Source organism: Oceanispirochaeta sp. M1 (assembly GCF_003346715.1).
Taxonomy (GTDB): domain Bacteria; phylum Spirochaetota; class Spirochaetia; order DSM-2461; family DSM-2461; genus Oceanispirochaeta.
Genome location: NZ_QQPQ01000017.1, coordinates 76,823 through 94,586, shown reverse-complemented (window position 1 = coordinate 94,586; position 17,764 = coordinate 76,823). Strand labels below are relative to the sequence as shown.

The 17,764-nt window shown below is 45.0% G+C and carries 14 protein-coding genes and 3 tRNA genes; 9 read left to right on the top strand and 8 right to left on the bottom strand.

Annotated features, from left to right (window positions below; genetic code table 11):
* Positions 1–2 precede the first annotated feature (2 nt).
* From hisC to DV872_RS13710, 5 genes are all read left to right on the top strand, one after another.
* Positions 3–1,058: a histidinol-phosphate transaminase gene (hisC, locus tag DV872_RS13730; protein WP_114630515.1), complete on the top strand. Its 1,056-nt coding sequence runs from the start codon at positions 3–5 to the stop codon at positions 1,056–1,058.
* A gap of 4 nt (positions 1,059–1,062) precedes the next feature.
* Positions 1,063–1,764 (top strand): PrsW family intramembrane metalloprotease, encoded by a 702-nt coding sequence (locus tag DV872_RS13725; protein WP_114630514.1) that lies wholly within the window; start codon positions 1,063–1,065, stop codon positions 1,762–1,764.
* Between the two features lie 111 nt (positions 1,765–1,875).
* Positions 1,876–1,948 (top strand) — tRNA-Met (locus tag DV872_RS13720).
* 187 nt (positions 1,949–2,135) lie between these two features.
* Positions 2,136–2,208: transfer RNA gene (locus DV872_RS13715), tRNA-Met, on the top strand.
* A gap of 187 nt (positions 2,209–2,395) precedes the next feature.
* Positions 2,396–2,468: transfer RNA gene (locus DV872_RS13710), tRNA-Met, on the top strand.
* A gap of 131 nt (positions 2,469–2,599) precedes the next feature.
* Here DV872_RS13710 and DV872_RS13705 read toward each other — a convergent pair.
* The 6 genes from DV872_RS13705 to DV872_RS13680 form a co-directional block, all read right to left on the bottom strand.
* Positions 2,600–4,345 carry a GGDEF domain-containing protein gene (locus tag DV872_RS13705; RefSeq protein ID WP_147283173.1) on the bottom strand — a complete coding sequence of 582 codons (1,746 nt, stop codon included), beginning with the start codon at positions 4,343–4,345 and terminating at the stop codon, positions 2,600–2,602.
* A 256-nt stretch (positions 4,346–4,601) separates the two neighbouring features.
* Positions 4,602–5,801, bottom strand: coding sequence for a sugar MFS transporter (locus tag DV872_RS13700; protein ID WP_199563474.1), 1,200 nt, complete (start codon positions 5,799–5,801; stop codon positions 4,602–4,604).
* A gap of 20 nt (positions 5,802–5,821) precedes the next feature.
* Positions 5,822–6,838: an ROK family protein gene (locus DV872_RS13695; protein ID WP_114630512.1), complete on the bottom strand. Its 1,017-nt coding sequence runs from the start codon at positions 6,836–6,838 to the stop codon at positions 5,822–5,824.
* Positions 6,839–6,970: 132 nt separating this feature from the next.
* Positions 6,971–8,263: a dicarboxylate/amino acid:cation symporter gene (locus DV872_RS13690; RefSeq protein ID WP_114630511.1), complete on the bottom strand. Its 1,293-nt coding sequence runs from the start codon at positions 8,261–8,263 to the stop codon at positions 6,971–6,973.
* A 155-nt stretch (positions 8,264–8,418) separates the two neighbouring features.
* Positions 8,419–8,601, bottom strand: a complete 183-nt coding sequence (locus DV872_RS13685) for a sialidase family protein (RefSeq protein ID WP_114630510.1) — start codon at positions 8,599–8,601, stop codon at positions 8,419–8,421.
* 94 nt (positions 8,602–8,695) lie between these two features.
* Positions 8,696–9,436, bottom strand: coding sequence for a DeoR/GlpR family DNA-binding transcription regulator (locus DV872_RS13680; RefSeq protein ID WP_114630509.1), 741 nt, complete (start codon positions 9,434–9,436; stop codon positions 8,696–8,698).
* Between the two features lie 168 nt (positions 9,437–9,604).
* On the opposite strand from DV872_RS13680, the gene DV872_RS13675 reads away from it, so the two are divergent.
* Positions 9,605–11,986 (top strand): glycyl radical protein, encoded by a 2,382-nt coding sequence (locus DV872_RS13675; protein ID WP_114630508.1) that lies wholly within the window; start codon positions 9,605–9,607, stop codon positions 11,984–11,986.
* A 14-nt stretch (positions 11,987–12,000) separates the two neighbouring features.
* On the opposite strand, the gene DV872_RS13670 is transcribed toward DV872_RS13675, so the two are convergent.
* Both DV872_RS13670 and DV872_RS13665 read right to left on the bottom strand, forming a co-directional pair.
* Positions 12,001–12,897 carry a glycyl-radical enzyme activating protein gene (locus DV872_RS13670; RefSeq protein ID WP_114630507.1) on the bottom strand — a complete coding sequence of 299 codons (897 nt, stop codon included), beginning with the start codon at positions 12,895–12,897 and terminating at the stop codon, positions 12,001–12,003.
* A gap of 3 nt (positions 12,898–12,900) precedes the next feature.
* The gene (locus DV872_RS13665) at positions 12,901–15,318 is read right to left on the bottom strand and encodes a formate C-acetyltransferase/glycerol dehydratase family glycyl radical enzyme (RefSeq protein ID WP_199563473.1); all 2,418 of its coding nucleotides are present in this window, start codon (positions 15,316–15,318) and stop codon (positions 12,901–12,903) included.
* Positions 15,319–15,507: 189 nt separating this feature from the next.
* Between DV872_RS13665 and DV872_RS13660 the strand changes: the two genes are divergently transcribed.
* From DV872_RS13660 to DV872_RS13655, 3 genes are all read left to right on the top strand, one after another.
* The gene (locus DV872_RS13660; protein WP_114630506.1) at positions 15,508–16,377 is read left to right on the top strand and encodes an NAD(P)-dependent oxidoreductase; all 870 of its coding nucleotides are present in this window, start codon (positions 15,508–15,510) and stop codon (positions 16,375–16,377) included.
* 214 nt (positions 16,378–16,591) lie between these two features.
* Positions 16,592–16,756 carry a hypothetical protein gene (locus tag DV872_RS26585; RefSeq protein WP_158546971.1) on the top strand — a complete coding sequence of 55 codons (165 nt, stop codon included), beginning with the start codon at positions 16,592–16,594 and terminating at the stop codon, positions 16,754–16,756.
* 15 nt (positions 16,757–16,771) lie between these two features.
* The gene (locus DV872_RS13655) at positions 16,772–17,764 is read left to right on the top strand and encodes an ABC transporter substrate-binding protein (protein ID WP_114630505.1); all 993 of its coding nucleotides are present in this window, start codon (positions 16,772–16,774) and stop codon (positions 17,762–17,764) included.

Here is a 17,764-nt window from a genome sequence, read left to right as displayed (position 1 = left end):
TCATGAAAATCAGGAAAACCCTCCAGTCGGTCACTCCCTATGTGGCCGGAAAAAGCAAGGCTGGGGCCGTGAAACTCTCCTCCAATGAGAACCCTCTTGGACCTTCCCCCAGAGCTCTGGCTGCCATAAACCGGGAAATGAATCATCTCCACCGCTACCCTGACGGCCGCTCTTCCGTGCTGATAGAGGCTCTTGCCGAGCATTTTGACCTGAAAAAGGAATGTTTTATCGCCGGAAACGGATCAGATGAGATATTTGCTCTCATAGCAGGAACCTACCTGGAAGAGGGACAGGAAGTCGTCACCGCTGATTCCACATTCTCAGAATATAATTTCTCAGGTCTCCTTTTTGGGGGTCATGTCAAAAAAGTGCCCCTCATTGAAGGGAAATTTGACCCTCAGGGATTGCTGAATGCAGTGACAGATAAGACAAGCCTGGTATTTATAGCCAATCCGAACAACCCCACAGGAACATTCTTAGACTGCAGTGAAATTCGAAGCTTTATGGAAAAGCTCCCAAAGAGTGTTATCCTTGTCCTTGATGAGGCATATGCAGAATTTTCAACCCACAAAGACTTCTGCTCCGGCAGAGATATGGTTATGGAATACCCTAACCTTATAGTAACCAGGACCTTCTCCAAGATATACGGCCTGGCCGGACTACGCCTGGGATTTGCCATGGGGCACCCGGATATAATTCAGGAGATATTCCGTTCAAAGCAGGCCTTTAATGTGAATCTACTGGCTCAGAAAGCCGGTGCCGAAGCACTGAAGGATGACGAGTTTATTGAAAGGACTCTCAAACTCTGCAGAGAAGGTAGAGAATATCTGTACAAGGCGCTGGAGGAAGAAGGATTCTTCTATTATCCCAGTGAAGCCAATTTTATCTGCATCAGAATCAATAAGGACAGTAAGGAGGTATTCGATTCTTTCCTGGATCAGGGTATGGCTATCCGCCCCCTCAGCTCCTTCGGTATGAATGATTGGATTCGCTATACCATAGGTACGGTCGAGCACAACAGGGAGTTTATAAGACTCCTGAAAACACTTAAGGACTGAGCTCATGTATCTCATTTTGTCATTACTGCTGCTGCCTCAGGTTATCAACTTCATCCTGGCACTTGTACCGGCTCTTATCCTGCTGGGATACTTTTATAAAAGAGATCCCCGCCCTGAGCCCAGACAGACTGTGACAAAGGCTTTCCTCTGGGGAATTGCAGCCACTCTGCCGGCACTATTGATAGAAATGCTGTTCTCCTCTCTGACCCCCTCAGGGTTGCATCCGCTGGCTTCGGCCGCCATCCGGGCCTTCCTGATAGCGGCCCTTGTGGAAGAGAGCTGCAAGATGGCTGTGGTCAACAAGTTTATCTATCCCCTGCCTGAATTTGACGAAGTCAATGATGGTGTAGTCTATACTATGGCGGCGGGACTGGGGTTCGCCTTCCTGGAAAATATTCTCTACAGCATGAACTCAGGACATTCCTGGAGCCTCTTGATAATGAGAGGATTAACCTCTGTTCCCCTCCACGGTCTGGCTTCCGGTCTTATGGGGTATTACATTGGAAAAGCAAAGTTTGCCCAAAGGGATTCCCGGATGATCGGCCTTCTCTGGGCAGTTTTCTACCATGGTCTCTATGACTTTTTCCTGTTCACAGAAACAGCTCTGGCATGGCTTACAATACCACTGCTTCTGATCCTCTATAAACACACAAGAAGCAAAATGGACCAGGCCATTCAGGAAGATAAAGACGCCTATAGAGTATGATCATTCCCTCGTCTAAACGCGAAGGGAAATAGATGAAAATGATATTTCAGCTTTTTTCAAACTTTCTATTGACAATTATCCTCATACGGAATATCTTCATTGAGCAAACGACGCAGGGTGGAGCAGTTGGCAGCTCGTCGGGCTCATAACCCGAAGGCCGTAGGTTCGAGTCCTACCCCTGCTAAAGTATTTAAGAGTAAGGTTTTATCCTTACTCTTATTTATTTATAAATACATAAAATACAGCCGATAAACTCAAAGAACTGCAACCGGAATTATGAAAGAAAAATGACTTGTTCAAATCTATTTTTATTATTTTCACAGAGTTTGTTGACAATTATTCTGAAAGGGATTATCTTCTTTTAGCAACGTCGCAGGGTGGAGCAGTTGGCAGCTCGTCGGGCTCATAACCCGAAGGCCGTAGGTTCGAGTCCTACCCCTGCTAAAGTATTAAAGAGTAAGGTTTTATCCTTACTCTTTTCTATTTATAATTACATAAAATACGGCTGATAAACTCATAGAACTGAAACCGGAATGATTGACGGGAAATGACTTATTCAACTCTATTTCCATTATTTTCACAGAGTTTGTTGACAATTATTCTGAAAGGGATTATGTTCTCTTGGCAACGTCGCAGGGTGGAGCAGTTGGCAGCTCGTCGGGCTCATAACCCGAAGGCCGTAGGTTCGAGTCCTACCCCTGCTAAATACATAAAGAGCAAAGATTTATCTTTGCTCTTTTTATTTATAATCGAGTAAAATACTTCCAGAATATTTCCAGAATACTTATAGGACTTGAAAGGAAACAGAGCGTTGTCATTGACCGATAAGCGAGACCTACACCGGCCAAAGTGCTAATGTACAATTCTTCAATATCTGTTCTTCAGGCTTTCCGATGTAATAACCTTGCGAATAATCTATACCAAGTTGATTAACCATATCAAAGGTAACCTTATCTCTAACATATTCAGCAATTGTTTTTGCTCCGAGTTTTGCTGCATAATCAACCAGAGTCTCAATCAATACCCGCGCTTTCCAGTCATGGCTGATGTTTCGAATAATTGATCCATCCAATTTTATATAATCAAATTGAATTTTTAACAGCAAATCAAAGTTGGAGTACCCGGAACCAAAATCATCAATGGCGACTGAACAGTCATGAGACCTGATTCTGTCTATAAACTCGAGAACCTCCGGGAATTGTTCAATCCTTTCAGATTCAAGAAATTCAAAGGTAACTTGTTTTCCAATATTATATTTTTCCAACTCAGAATAGATATGTTCAGTTGTAACCGAATCAAGAATATCATCCAATGATAAATTTATTGAGAAAAGAAAATCACTGCTGGAAAAATACTCAAAAGATTTACTCACCATAATCCGGGTCAGAACCGGATAGATTTTAGCCCCTTTGGAAAGTTCCAGAAACTCGGCCGGGCTGATGATCTGCCCATCCTCTTTTAAACGGATCAGGCATTCATATTTATAAACAGTATTTGTAGTATTATCATAGATGGGCTGAAAGAAGGGAACAATATTCTCATTCTCAATTGCTTTCTGAAGTTTATACAACTGTACCAGATTCTGTTTATGAAGCTGGGGTATGTTCAGTGTATGGTTATAGATCACATATGGCTTTTTTTGCCTTTTAGCCATTTTCAATGCTATATCACAGGTTGTAAGGATTTTTTCTAAGGTAGAAGAGATCCCCATAGACGCAGTAATTATTATGGATGAGTTATCTATTATGATTTCTTCTTTAATAATGGCATTTATTTGATCAACAAGTTTTCTGATACTGCCTGGACTCTTTAATCCTGGTAAAAATAATGCAAACTCATCTGAGGAAAGCTTATACAGTTTGGTATCGGAGTATTGGGCTGAGAATTTTAACAGACGTATGCTTGTCTGCTCAAGCACATAATCCCCACCTTCGATGCCTATCAGACTGTTGATTCTCCCAAAACCGTCAATATTTATGAGAATCAAGGTTTTATTAAAATACTGTTTAATGTCTTGAACGAGTTGCTTTCTCTTGGGAAGCCCGGTCAACTCATCAAAGTAGAGCTGATTTTTTATCTGCTTCTCCTTCTTTTGCAGTATCAATTGAAAATTGAGTGTCAGAACAATGATGATGATAAAGATAGTGATTGATTCAATATAAGATGGAGTCAGAAAATTGTTTTTACTAATGAATATCAGATCGTAGACTTTGATAAGGTTAATAGTAATAAAGAGAAAAAAAGAATATAGGACTCCCGCCCGGGCCCCCTGAGTATAGAACGCGATCAGAGGCAATGGTAAAATCCATAAAAAAGCGCTTGGTCTTGAACCTTCATAGGCTGCAATGATTAGAATGTGAATAGTAATTACTATTAAGGCTCTCAGATATGTGAGCTTCATATTCCTGTTATATTTAAAGGAAATACAACTGAGAAATATTCCCAGGGATGTTACAATACAGACATAACCCATAAAGTATGTATGCCGCACTGTGAAATTTAATACTCCGTTAACTGCAATAACAAAAAAAGAAACCCATAAAAACCAATAGACTCTTTTGCTCAATTCTTCAGTAATCACTAGTTTCCCTACTTCTTGATACTTAACTTAGTTTCAATAACTCAACAGTAAATGTCATGAAACGATGAAGGAAATAACAATCAGGAGTATAGCATAGTCCTGAGATATGTCATTTAAGATTTTTTATATTATAAATGAACTCAAAAAATCTGATACCAGCAAATAGCGTCAAACAGTAATCTCAATCCTGTTCCCCTCAGGGTCCAGTACCACACTCACAGAATACCCGTCCCCCTGGGTCCACATGGCAAGGTGATCAATTTTCATATAGGGCAGCTCTATTTGTTATGGAAGTGGCGGAAATAAGAACTTCCGAAAAGATAAACATCAGAGTGGAAACGAAAATCATAATAAAAGGGAGGAGTCCTGCCCTTGTGATCTGAAGAATGACTCCGATTAGGGGAGAAAGCAAGGCGCTGCCGAGATAGGCAAATCCCATCTGATAACCTATAAGGATCTGAGAGTTCTTCCTGCCGAAGCGCTTTGGAGTCTCATGAAGCATGGCGGGAAATACCGGGGCCAGGCCGAATCCGGTCAGTACAAATGCAATTCCTGAAAATATCTGAGGCAGGGGCAGGGCGATAAGCAGGAGCCCAAGAAATGCCATGAAAAGCCCGCCGCGTATCATCTGGGTATTATTCAGCTTCATTGTGATAAAACCGGAAAGGAAACGGCCCAGAGTGATACCTCCGTAGTAAAAGGACATCCAGAAGGCAGCACTTTCAATGCTGAAAGATCTGTCCTGTACCAGAAAACTACTGCCCCATAATCCGATGCCCGCCTCAACGGTGCTATAGAGGATCAGGAAAGAGAAAGCATATGCCACACCCTTAATCTTAAAGACACTCGTCTTTTCTAATTGATCTTCTCCATTCTCTGCTTCATGTTCAGATGGATTGGAAGTCTGCACCCTCTTCCAGAGAGGAAGACTGAGCATCAGGATAAATGAGAGGGCTAATTGGATAATTGAGATTGTTCTGTATCCGGCTCTCCAGGTTCCTGCCCCTCCCAAAGACAATGACATGATCACAGGTCCCAGGGTTGCACCAACTCCCCAGAAGGAGTGAATCCAGTTCATATGCTGAGCCTTGAAGTGAAGTGCAACATAGTTATTCAAAGCGGAATCGACAGCACCGCCCCCTAGCCCGAGGGGAATTGCCAGCAGCAGGAGCCAGAGATAGGAAGGAGCAAAAGAAATGCCCAGAAGGGCTCCTGCAGTCATCAGACAGCTGATAAATGTGATGCGACCTGTTCCAAGCTTCTCAATGATATGACCGCTGATAAAACTGGAGACCACCGTGCTTCCGATGACAACCATTGAGACGAGGCTGCCGTCACTGAATGTCAGCCCCCATTCACGGCTCATCGCCGGCAATGTTACCCCCAGAATTGAGTCGGGAAGACCCAGGCTGATAAAGGCAAGGTATATGATAAATAAGATAACTGTTGTAATCATTTTTAATTTCCTTTTCTGATTTAGTTCTCTACGATCTCAAAACCGCAGCTGAGCTTATGCATCCCTGAATATTTCAGGCCGTCTATATAACTGAAGTGGATGTCTGGTTCAAAAGTGATCATGGGAGAGTGACCGGGCTGTGATGCCTTCATAACGGAATCACTGATAGCCCTCTTCAGATCCTCAGTAAACCACTGTCCCGACAGAACAATACAATCAGGATTGAGCAGACAGTTTATAGAGAGAATTATATCTGCAACAAGTTCTGAAAAGATCTTTGTATTCTTCTGCACTCTGCCCTGCTCTTCCCGTTCAACCCAAACAGGCATATAAGAGACTTCACCGGCAAAATTGCTTCTACCTTTCAGTACCCGCCCATTTACAATAATCCCCGCACCGGATAATCCGTCCCGGGGATAATAGATATAAACAAGGCTCTCGGGATTCTCTTTCTCCAGCCTCTGGTAATAACCCAGAGCAGTACAGTTCACATCATTCTCTACAGAGATGCTCCGGTCAAACTTTTCAGACAGGTGCTCAATGAGGTGAATATTATTAAGTGTTTTAATATCACAGCTGTCGACAGTTCCGTTATTGACGATTCCGGGAATCCCGATGCTGAGAACCTGTATCCGGGGATATTTATCAATCAGTTCACTCAGGGTTTGATCAATCTCTTTCAAGCTTATCTGTTCATAATCTTCAAATGACTCATAGATCTGCTCCCCCAGCATATTTACAAGAGATGAGTAAATGGTCTGTACAGAACCTTCCACACGAAGATACATCAGAAGGACAAAGGCATAATTTTCGTTGTAGACAAATCGCCTGGAGGGACGGCCTCCGGTGGATGATGCCAATTCGATCTCCCTGACCTCAGTACTCTGCAGCAGCTCATCAAGTATATTTTTACAGGAAGCCACACTGAGTCCCGTGGCTCCTGCAAGGCTGTTTTTTGTGCTGTATTCTTCCGATTTAAGTGCGGATCTGACCAGATCCAGGTTTATCTGTTTTAATCTTCTTGTATTGAATATCACTTTCGATACCTCTTAACGAAAGTATTGTGAAAACTACCTTATCTGTCAATAGAGCAGCTCTCTGGTTCACAAATAAAAAAATCCCGCCTCCAATGGAAGCGGGATCTATAATAAAATTAAATCAGGATCTGATTATTTACCCCATTTACTCATATCAAGTTCTTTCTCACCCTTGGAGACAAGAATTGTTCCGACCATATCACCTGTAACATTGGTGATTGTTCTGCCCATATCAAGAAGAGCATCGATTCCGAGGATCATGGCATAGGCTGCTGCCACTGCAGAACCCGCTTCAATTGTGATACCGATAGAGTTCAGAACCATAAGAAGCATGATGGCTCCGGCACCGGGAATACCGGCTGAACCGATAGAGGCAAGTACTGCTGTCAGAATGATGGTTAACTGCTGTGTAATATTCAGATCCATTCCTATGGCATTGGTGATAAAAAGAGCGCATACACCCATATAGATGGCTGTACCATCCATATTGATTGTGGCGCCCAGGGGCAGTGTAAAGGATGAGATTTTTTTGGGAACACCCAGATTCTCATTCATATTACGCATTGTTACAGGCAGGGTTCCACTGGAACTTCTTGTAACAAAGGCTGTGATCATTGCTTCTCTGGCACCCTTGAAGAATTTGAAGTAACTCAGTTTGTTAATGATAAGGAAGACTCCGTAAACACCGGCAATCTGTAGAACAAATCCTACATAAGCGGTCAGAGTAACCAGTCCCAGAGAACCGAATGCACTGGCTCCCTGTTTTCCGAAAACAACTGCGATCAGGGCGAAAACACCGATGGGAGCATATTCAAGAATCCAACGGACGATGATATACATTACTTCTGCGGCACCGTCAAATACGGAAAAAAGAATGTTGCCGCTTTTTGCCAGTCTCTCATCTTCAGAGTTCTTAATTACTGCAATACCGATACCGAATACCAGAGCAAAAAAGATTGTAGGAAGAACCTGTCCCTGAGACAGGGCACCAAAGGGGTTCTTGGGGATGATGGCAATAAGGGTATCAATAAACTTGGGCTGTTTCAGAATTTTACCTGCGGCATCGGCAGTAACTGCAAGCTCAAGACCGGCACCGGGATGAAACACATTGGCAACAATAAGACCGATAGAAACGGCCAGAGCTGATGTCAGCATATAGTAAACAAAGATACGGACACCGATCTTACCAAGTTCCTTGGGGAGAATACTTGCGGCACCCACAATAAGAGATGTAAGAACCAGGGGCATTACGATCATCTTTAACAGATTAACAAGGATGCTTCCCAGGGGCTGTACGACTGCGATGGAGGGACCGACGATGATACCGACAACGGCACCAAGGATCAGACCGATCAAAATCCTTAATAAAAGATTCGCGTTGAAGTACCATGAAAAAAGGCCCTTCTTCTTTGTAGAATCACTCACTTAACTTTCCTTTTTGTTCTCTATTAAGGAAAAATCTTAAAATAATAAAGAACAATACAAAATTATTCCCTGCGGGAACCCTACTATAATAGGTTTTATTTGGAGATACTCAAGTTAAGAATTCTTAATAATAGGGTTCCACGGTCCTGAATTGATTATTCCCCGGATAGTCTGACCACTGTGATCCTCTCATCATATTCCACTGCTCCGCTTTCAAACAGAACAAGTAGATCAGCGTTGTCGGTAACAGCCAGCTCAGAGTATGCAGAAGGTCCCTCATAGCCACTCTTCCATGTTTTCCAGCTTACACCCCCGTCCAGAGAGCGGACAACAGTCATCCTGACTCTGTTGAAATAGTGATCGGGATGTGAATAGTAAAGAATCTCTGATTCCTTTCCAACAGCACCATGACTGAAATAAGAGCCGAAGGGCTCAGACAGTCTCTATAAGCAGATCTTCCGATAGTTTTTCAAGCATTGTAGCATTGATATCACAGTCTGTGACAATTCTATCAATTTCTTTGGAAGAAGCAAATGAGCGGACTGCTTTTTCACCGAATTTGCTGGAGTCAGAGAGCAGGATAACCTCTGATCCCTGTATCACAAATTCCTTCATAACTTCGGCCCTGTCTATATCCCGGCACATGGCTCCATCCTCTGCTGTAAATCCATCCATCCCCAGAAAAACCTTTGAATAATGATAATAGGACATATACTCCCGGATCATGGGTCCCACCATGGTCTCACTGCCTTTTTGAAACTCACCACCCAGCAGTATGACCCTGACACCATCAGCATCTTTAAGCTGACGGGCCACAAAAGCATTATTTGTCAGGACATTCAGACTCTGAAACCCCTTAAGCTCTCTTGCCATTAAGGCGATGCAGGAACCGGCTTCAAGAAGAATGGTATCTCCCTCATTCACAAGGGCTGCAGCCGCCTTGGCGATTCTGAGCTTGGCGGATGTATTGATTCCCAGGCGGTGGGCAATATCATCTTTACTTGAGAGAGCGGCCCCTCCTCTGGTTCTCACCAGAAGATCCTGGTCTTCAAGAGATCTGAGATCACTCCGGATGGTTACAAGTGATACATCCAGGTTATCCGAGAGCTCCTGAACAGAAACTTCCCCACCCAGGCTTACAAGCTGCAGAATATTCTTTTGACGCTGATTCATATCAGTATTATAGAGCCCCCGGCCCTACCCTGTAAATCTTCTTTTGAAAGCCTTTATGTGGTGAATTGTGTTTTTTATGAGTTTTTATTGTTTTCGATAGTAATCGTTTTGACTTTCGTTAGTAATTTCTGATATTCTATATCTAAGTAATATGATGCGGAGGATTTCATGAAAGAGCGGATCAGTGCATTCAGAGACAGGATACTCTCTACCAGGCCGACAATCTGTACCGAAAGAGCCAGATTTTATACTGATGCCTATAAAACTCATGCCGATAAACCGGTAATTCTCAAAAGAGCTTATGCTCTGAAAGACACCCTTGAGAAGATGAGCATCCGGATTGAACCGGAAGAACTGATTGTAGGAAACCATTCCTCCGCCATCTACGCCGCCCCCATATTCCCTGAATATGCAGTGGAGTGGATCATTAATGAAATAGATGAGTTTGAAAACCGCCCGGGTGATGCCTTTTTCCCTGATGATAAATGCAAAAAGGAACTCCTTGAAATATGCACAGAGTGGGAAGGCCGCACAACTCTGGACAAGGGCCGCGCCCTGATGACAGAGGAACTGCTGGCCATTCATGAAGCCGGAATTATCCGGGCCGAAGGAAACCTTACCTCCGGTGATGCCCATATAGCCGTCCACTTCCCCAAGGTTCTGGAAAAGGGACTGGACTGGTATGTGGATTACGTTGAAGAACTCCTCAATAATACGGACACCGTCAATGCCCGGGGCATCAGGAAGTATCAGTACTACAAGGCCACAGTGATATCCCTTAAGGCTATGCGGATATATATCAGACGCTATGCAGAACTGGCTGAGCTTCTGGCCGGCAGTAATATGAATACAGAACGCAGTGCAGAACTGAGACTGATTGCAGAGAACTGCAGGATGATCTCTTCCAAACCTGCCGGAACCTTCTATGAAGCCCTGCAATTGAGTTATTTCCTGCAGCTGATTATGCAGATTGAGAGTAATGGTCACTCCCAGTCCATGGGACGTGTGGATCAGTACCTCTACCCCTATTACATAAAAGATAAGGACCGCATCAGCGACGATTTTGTGATGGAGCTTTTTGAGAATACATGGCTCAAACTGCTGAGTATGAAAAAGATCCGGTCATGGTCTCATACCAGATTCTCCGCGGGAGGACCTCTGTATCAGAATGTCACCATCGGAGGCCAGCTCCGTGACGGTTCGGATGCAACAAACGAACTCAGTTATCTCATACTCAGATCTGTGGGTGACACAAGACTGACCCAGCCCAATCTCACTGTCCGTTTCCATCCGGGACTCTCAAAGGAATTCCTGGATGAATGTATAGAAGTTATCCGCATGGGCTTCGGAATGCCCGCCTTCAATAACGACTCCATCGTTATTCCTTCATTCCTGGAACTGGGAGTGGAAGAGGAGGATGCCTGGGACTACTCCGCCATCGGCTGTGTTGAAACTGCCGTCCCCGGACGCTGGGGATACCGCTGTACGGGAAAACACTTCCTTAACTTCATGCGGGTATTTATGGCGGCTCTCAATGACGGAACCGATCCTGTGAGCGGAAGACAATTCTGCAAGGGAACCGGTATGTTCACAGACTTCACCGAGTTTTCACAGCTCCAGGAGGCCTGGGACAGACAGGTCCGCTATTATGCCAAGGCAGGGATCGCCATCGATGCTGCCATTGATGTGGTTCTCCGTGATGAAGCACCGGATATACTATGTTCCGCATTTACCGAACCATGCCTGGAGAGGGGACAGACAATCCATGAGGGCGGAAGCAAATATGACTTTGAATCGGGACTGCAGGTGGGAATTGCCAACCTGGGAGACTCTCTGGCAGCCATAAAGAAGCTGGTGTTCGAAGAGAAGAGAATAAGTGCCGGTGAGCTGATGGAAGCCCTGGAAAATAACTTTGAAGGTACCGGCGGAGAGAAGATCAGACAGATTCTCCTAAACCATGCCCCTAAATTCGGAAATGATAATGACTATGTAGATGATCTCCTTGTAGACGCCTACAACTCCTATATTGATGAAATCCAGAATTACAGAACAATCAGGGAAGGCTCGGAAGCCATCGGCTGCCGCTACTATGCCGGAACCTCAAGTATTTCAGGGAATGTACCTGCAGGTTCTGTTGTACCTGCCACACCCGATGGCAGAAAGGCTGGAAAACCACTTGCTGAAGGCTCATCCCCCTCTTCGGGTGCCGATAAAAACGGGCCCACCGCGGTTATGAGAAGTATTACTAAGCTTCCCACCAACAAGATCCTGGGAGGTGTACTATTGAATCAGAAAATGACTCCCGCCATTCTTGCCGAAGAGGCAAACAGAGATAAACTCTCCGCCATGCTCCATGGATTCTTTGACGAACTCAAGGGCTGGCATATCCAGTTTAATATTGTAGATAGAGCAACCCTGGAGGCAGCTCAGGCGGCCCCTGAAGAGTTCAGGGACCTGATTGTCAGGGTTGCCGGATATTCAGCCTTTTTCACAAATCTTTCTGCAGAAACACAAAACGATATTATCTCAAGAACCGAACAGGTTATTTAAGCGCTTTGGGCAGCTTACTTGATTTCTAAGCCTTTTTGACGGAAGATCTCTCGAAATTCTTCCATCTGCTCTACCGGATAGGGCTGATCCGCATCCGCAGGCTCATAGGGTCTTCCGAGAATTCTGAACTTGTCACGGGCAAGTGGATTGAAGTTCATAAGCTCAACCGGCAGTTTACGGCTTAGAGTATTTAGAAAATCTGCAATTCCCTCAAGGTTATCCTGTGAGTCAGTGAATCCGGGAATGATGGGGATTCGAACCAGAACTTCCCGGTCCGAATCTGCCAGAGTCCTGAAGTTCTGCAGGATCTGTTCATTAGGTACAGCTGCATGCTCCATGTGGGCGGCAGAATCGATAATTTTGATATCCGTAAGAAACATATCAACCAGAGGCAGAATAGATTCCAGTATGGCTGTTGATGTAAACAGGCTGGTCTCCACTACACAATGGATTCCCTTTGCCTTCATCCTTGTAAGGATTTCTTTAACCAGTTCCGGTTTACTCAAAGGCTCTCCACCGCTTAGGGTGATGCCCCCGTGGGACTCTTCAAAAAACGGAAGATCCCGGAGCAGTTCCTTTTCAATCTCATCAACATCCATCAGATTCCCGAGAAAATGAAGGGCTCCTGTGGGGCAGACCTCGGTGCATAAACCGCAGCTTGTACACAGTTCCCGATCGATGCTGATCCCCTCTTTACCCATTGTGAGAGCACCCACCGGGCAGACGGGAACACAGTCACCGCATTTAAGACATTGATTCTGAAAATACCACAGCTGCCTGTCGGCTTCTATTCCTTCGGGATTATGGCACCATTTGCAGTTCAGGGGGCAGCCTTTAATAAAGAGTGTAGTCCTTATACCGGGACCGTCATGGACTGCGAATCTTTTGATATCAAATACTATGGCGTTCATTTTCTATGCTCCGTAGCCGGTTCTGGCAATAATTTCATCCTGTAGATCTCTGGCAAGCTCGGTAAAATATGCTGTATACCCGGCCACTCTTATGGTCAGTCCCTTATAGGCCTCGGGATTCTTCTGGGCATCCAGGAGATCCTCTTTATTGACCACATTAAACTGCACATGGTGAATATTGAGGCGGACAAAAGTCTTCAGCATGGATGAAAATTTCCTGAGATCCTCAGGGGAGCTGAAAAAATCAGGAAGAAACTTCATATTAAGCAGGCTGCCGTTGCTGGCCCTTATGGAGGGTATCTTGCTTACAGACTGCAGCAGGGCTGTAGGGCCCTTCTCATCCCTGCCGTACATGGCAGAAATTCCGCCGTCAGCAAGAGGAGATGCCGCAAAACGACCGTCCGCACTGGCCCCCACATTCTTACCCATGGGGACATGAGCAGATACGGTATAAAGACCCGTATGATAAACCCCGCCCCGGGCATTTGTGTATGGCTTCAATCCATCGGCAAAGTAGTTTACCCACTTTGCACCTATTGTATCAACATCATTGTTATCATTACCGTATTTGGGGATTTTCCGCAGCACCTTCTGCCTCAGTTTCTCCTGACCCTTCCAGTCATCCTTAAGAGCCTGCAGAAAATCAGCAGCCTTGACTGATTTCTCATCAAATACAAGAGTTTTAAGAGCAATCAGAGAATCCGCTACATTGGCCACCTGAATCAGCTGAATACCGGAAAGATTATATCTGGCTCCTCCGGCAGTCACATCCAGCCCCTTCCGGGTACAGTCATCAATTACCGAAGAGAGAAAGGGAGAAGGTACAACCTCGGCGTGAGCCCGGTCAACGAAATCACAGGAGCGGATCATCTGTTTTATAAAATAATCCAGCTGTCCCCGGAATGCCTCTTCCAGCTCTTCATAATTGTCATAGCTGTCCAGAGAACCCAGAGCCGGTGCGATCTGCTCTCCACTCTGCATACAGACACCATTATTCAGAGTCAGCTCCAGAGCCTTAACCATATTAAACATGGCCGCATCGCTCCATCCCAGATTATTTCCCGGTGTAGTCAACTCAACACAGCCTACAACCGCATAATTCAGAGCATCCTCTCTGGAAATACCCACATTCTGAAGCGAGGGTATAATGCTTTCATCATTGAAAATCTGGGGCATACCGCTGCCCTGGCCGATTACATAGGAACAGAAATCTATAAAGTCATCGGGACTGTCCTTGTGAAGCCTTACAGAAAGGTTCGGCTGGGGTAGTCCAATATGTTCCTGGGCCTTGAGACACATCCAGGAGATAAGATTGGAAGCATCCTTCCCCTCTGAATCCAGCCCGCCAACAGCAACATTGAAACCGATCGGAAATCCTGCAAAATAGCGGGCACCGTCGGAGTTTCTCAGGTAAACAATCTTGTTAAAAGAGAGCCAGAGATGTTCCAGCAGCTGCTGTGCTTCATCAAGATCGATAATACCTGCTTCCAGATCCTTTTCAAGGTAGGGATAGAGATACTGATCCATACGTCCCGGTGAAAAAGAGGAGGCATTTGATTCAGCCTGAAGCAGAACAAAAAGAAACCACAGAGATTGAAGAGCCTCATGATATGACCCGGGAGCTTCGGCCGCAACTTTGGCGCAGTTATTTCTGATAACTGTCAGGTATTCCTCATTATATCCGTCAACCTCTTTCTCTATCTTTTCATTAAGAAGAGAATCAGCCAGAACAGAATAGCGTTTCATAAAATCACACCCAGCCTGGAGCATTATCTCCTGTGCCTGATAAAAGTCTTTTACTTCATCAGCGGCAGAATCTCCTGCGGCAGTCTTAGCCTGCCTTACATCTTCAAGCAGCCCGGCAGGTCCTCTCTGCAGCCAGAGCTCGGCATTTGGAGCAATATGTCCCTGGGCATGATCCTTCTGGTTGATTTTTACAACCTTGGAGATCTCTTTGATCTCCTCTCCCCGGTTCTGATTGATATGATCTTCAAGGGTCCTGTCCTTCCAGAAGGGAAGAAGGGTATTAAACAGGATGTCCCTGTCTGTATCTTTCTTGGAGAAACGATCCTGTTCCCTGCTGTCGAGAATATCAAATTCTCTTTCAAGCCAGGAGAGACCGGCCTCGGGAAAGACAACACCACTGCGGATACCGGGAGTCCGGTTCCCCACAATCCTCTCCATGGGATCAATACGGATAGGAATTTCCTTCAGAGAACGGGCAAAGGCAAAAGCTCTTTGTAAAACTATGGAATATCCCTCATGCTCCTTATATGAATCAGTTATGCTTACAGCCTGATCCATAGAGACGATTCTCTCCTCTTCCATGATCAGTTTTCTATATGATTCAAGCTCAGGATTCAGGGACAGATCCCTTAAATTACTGGAGTAACGATTTAAAAATTCCTTGAAATGAGACAATTGGGGCCTCCCCTTGATTTATCATATGATAATTATATACTGTCATATGAAATATAATCTATCTTTATTTCACAGTTTAAGCTATAATATTAGCAATTTTCACCCATTTAGTCTAATTAAGGCCCTTGGGACTAACCAGCACATCACCAAAGCTCTAAACGCGCTTTGGTAGCTATAAGGAGTTTATTAATGAAACGAGTCCTGCTCACCGGAGGAAACGGATTTATAGGAACCAGATTTAAGGAAGCTCAAAAGCATAATTTTGAGATCCTCTCCACCGATGTAAGCGAGCTGAACATTCTGGAAGAAGAGAAAGTACTGGATGCCCTGAATCTCTTTAAACCCGACTATGTAATCCATGCCGCCGCCATCGCCCTCACCGACTTCTGCAATCAGAATCCCGAAAAATGTTATGCCATCAATGTTACCGGAGCCGTAAATATTGCCCGGGCCTGTAAGGCAACAGGTGCCAAGATGATCTTTCTCAGCACTGAACAGGTCTTTAACGGCAACCCTGAAGGAGGACCCTACAAGGAGAGTGATACTCCCGTACCCGACACCATGTACGGTAAAAACAAGCTGGAAGCCGAAGGCCTTATCAAAGAGATTCTTGATGAACTCATCATTCTCCGCTTCACCTGGATGTTCGGCGTTCCTGAGCGTTTCTGTCCTGTTGTGAACAACGTCTTCTGGGATACAGTCAAAGCAGTTATGAGAGGTGAAACCCAGAAGGTACCCGCAAATGAATACCGTGGTCTCACCTATGTAAACGAAATGATGGACCAGTTTGATAAAATCCTTGCCCTCCCTCCCGGAACCTACCATGTGGGTTCCAAGAATGAAAAAAGCCGCTATGAAATTGTCTGCCTGATTCTTAAAGAGATGGGATTGGAAAAGAGAATCAAAGAACTCATCATTAAAGACGAAGAAAAGTACTCAGACAAGCCACGGGATGCCCGGCTGGACACCTCCCTCATACAGAGCCTGGAAGTCAAGTTCTCCGATACCAGTGAAGCCGTTGTCAGCTGTGTACAGGAAAACTTCCTTAATATGAACTGATTCTATATCGGCGGGGGAGATCCCCCGCCGGATAGACCCTTACCCACTACGGGAAACCCCTTACCCGTCCTCCTCCCTCCCCTCTACACTCAGTCACATCATCAACATAAAATTCCACATGTATACTCAGTCCCTGTAAGTAATTAAATAGATCCATAAAAATAATATTTTCTTGGCACAACCCTTGCTATATGAAGAGCAAGGAGAAATAATTATGGAGAACATGGATATACAAATCATCTGCGGCGGAAATGAATGCGATTTCCACAGCGAAGAATACATACTGGCCTCATCAACCGTATGGGAAGCAGATTTTTTTCAGATCACAGCCGAAGGGCAGGAAGTACTGCAGAAAGTAGCGAATCCCCAGACCCTGTGATATACTCCTAATCCCATGAGCGGATTAAAACATCACATCCTACTCTTCATCCTGGCCTGCTTGATAAGCGGAGGAATTTCCGCCTCAGGCCGGGTGGATGAGCATACGAAACCTGATATAAAAATTCTCTATATCCCCGGTGTTGCAGACCCCTTCTATAAGTCCATGGAAGAGGGAGCGCAACAGAAAGCAGAGGCTATGGGGATCAGTCTGACCGTATCGGATTACCCGGAAACCTGGGATCCCGCAATACAGATTCCTCTTCTCAATGAAGCCGTAGCCGCAGGAGACTATGACCTTATAATGATTGCTCCTGTGGACAGGGATGCTCTGGTTTACCCTCTGAAGGTCCTCTATGAAAATGGAATTCAGATTATTACGGTGGACACAGAGATAGGAGACGGTGACTATAAGAGCTCCTCTGAATGGTCCTTCCCGCTCTGCCATATAGGAACTGACAATTTTGCCGGAGCTGTGGCTCTGGGAGAAGACCTGGCCGAAAAGGTCGGAGAAAAGGGAAAAGTTTATATCAATACCACTACAGCCCTGACCTCTACAACAGAAGAGAGAAAAGATGGATTTATTGAAGGAATATCCCATTTCCCGGAAATGGAAGTTGTCCGTGTCGATTACAATGGAGACCTCCAGGAGGTTGCCAGAAACCAGACCCTCTCGGTCCTGATGGACCATCCGGAAATTGTAGCCGTCTTCGGTACAAATGTATTCAGCAGTCAGGGGGTATCTTCAGCCGTTAAAAACACAGGTTTATCCGGTGCGGTCAGAGTTGCAGCCTGGGACTCCACAGAGACCCTTATCCGCAGCCTGCGGAGGGGCGAGGTAGACCTGGTCCTGGCACAGAAACCTGCCGAAATTGGTGCTCTGGCAATTGAATGGGCTCACAGCTACCTTATTGAAAACAGAACAATACCAAAAAGCATCACCTCGGGATACGTCATTCTGGATAAAACGAATATAAATGATCCCGATATGGAGCAGTACATCTACTAA

Excerpts from the sequence above, each read along its gene's own strand:
- hisC (WP_114630515.1), top strand. The coding sequence starts at position 3 with ATGAAAATCAGGAAAACCCTCCAGTCGGTCACTCCCTATGTGGCCGGA.
- DV872_RS13725 (WP_114630514.1), top strand. The coding sequence starts at position 1,063 with ATGTATCTCATTTTGTCATTACTGCTGCTGCCTCAGGTTATCAACTTC.
- DV872_RS13700 (WP_199563474.1), bottom strand. The coding sequence starts at position 5,801 with ATGATTACAACAGTTATCTTATTTATCATATACCTTGCCTTTATCAGC.
- DV872_RS13685 (WP_114630510.1), bottom strand. The coding sequence starts at position 8,601 with ATGACTGTTGTCCGCTCTCTGGACGGGGGTGTAAGCTGGAAAACATGG.
- DV872_RS13680 (WP_114630509.1), bottom strand. The coding sequence starts at position 9,436 with ATGAATCAGCGTCAAAAGAATATTCTGCAGCTTGTAAGCCTGGGTGGG.
- DV872_RS13675 (WP_114630508.1), top strand. The coding sequence starts at position 9,605 with ATGAAAGAGCGGATCAGTGCATTCAGAGACAGGATACTCTCTACCAGG.
- DV872_RS13670 (WP_114630507.1), bottom strand. The coding sequence starts at position 12,897 with ATGAACGCCATAGTATTTGATATCAAAAGATTCGCAGTCCATGACGGT.
- DV872_RS13660 (WP_114630506.1), top strand. The coding sequence starts at position 15,508 with ATGAAACGAGTCCTGCTCACCGGAGGAAACGGATTTATAGGAACCAGA.
- DV872_RS26585 (WP_158546971.1), top strand. The coding sequence starts at position 16,592 with ATGGAGAACATGGATATACAAATCATCTGCGGCGGAAATGAATGCGAT.
- DV872_RS13655 (WP_114630505.1), top strand. The coding sequence starts at position 16,772 with ATGAGCGGATTAAAACATCACATCCTACTCTTCATCCTGGCCTGCTTG.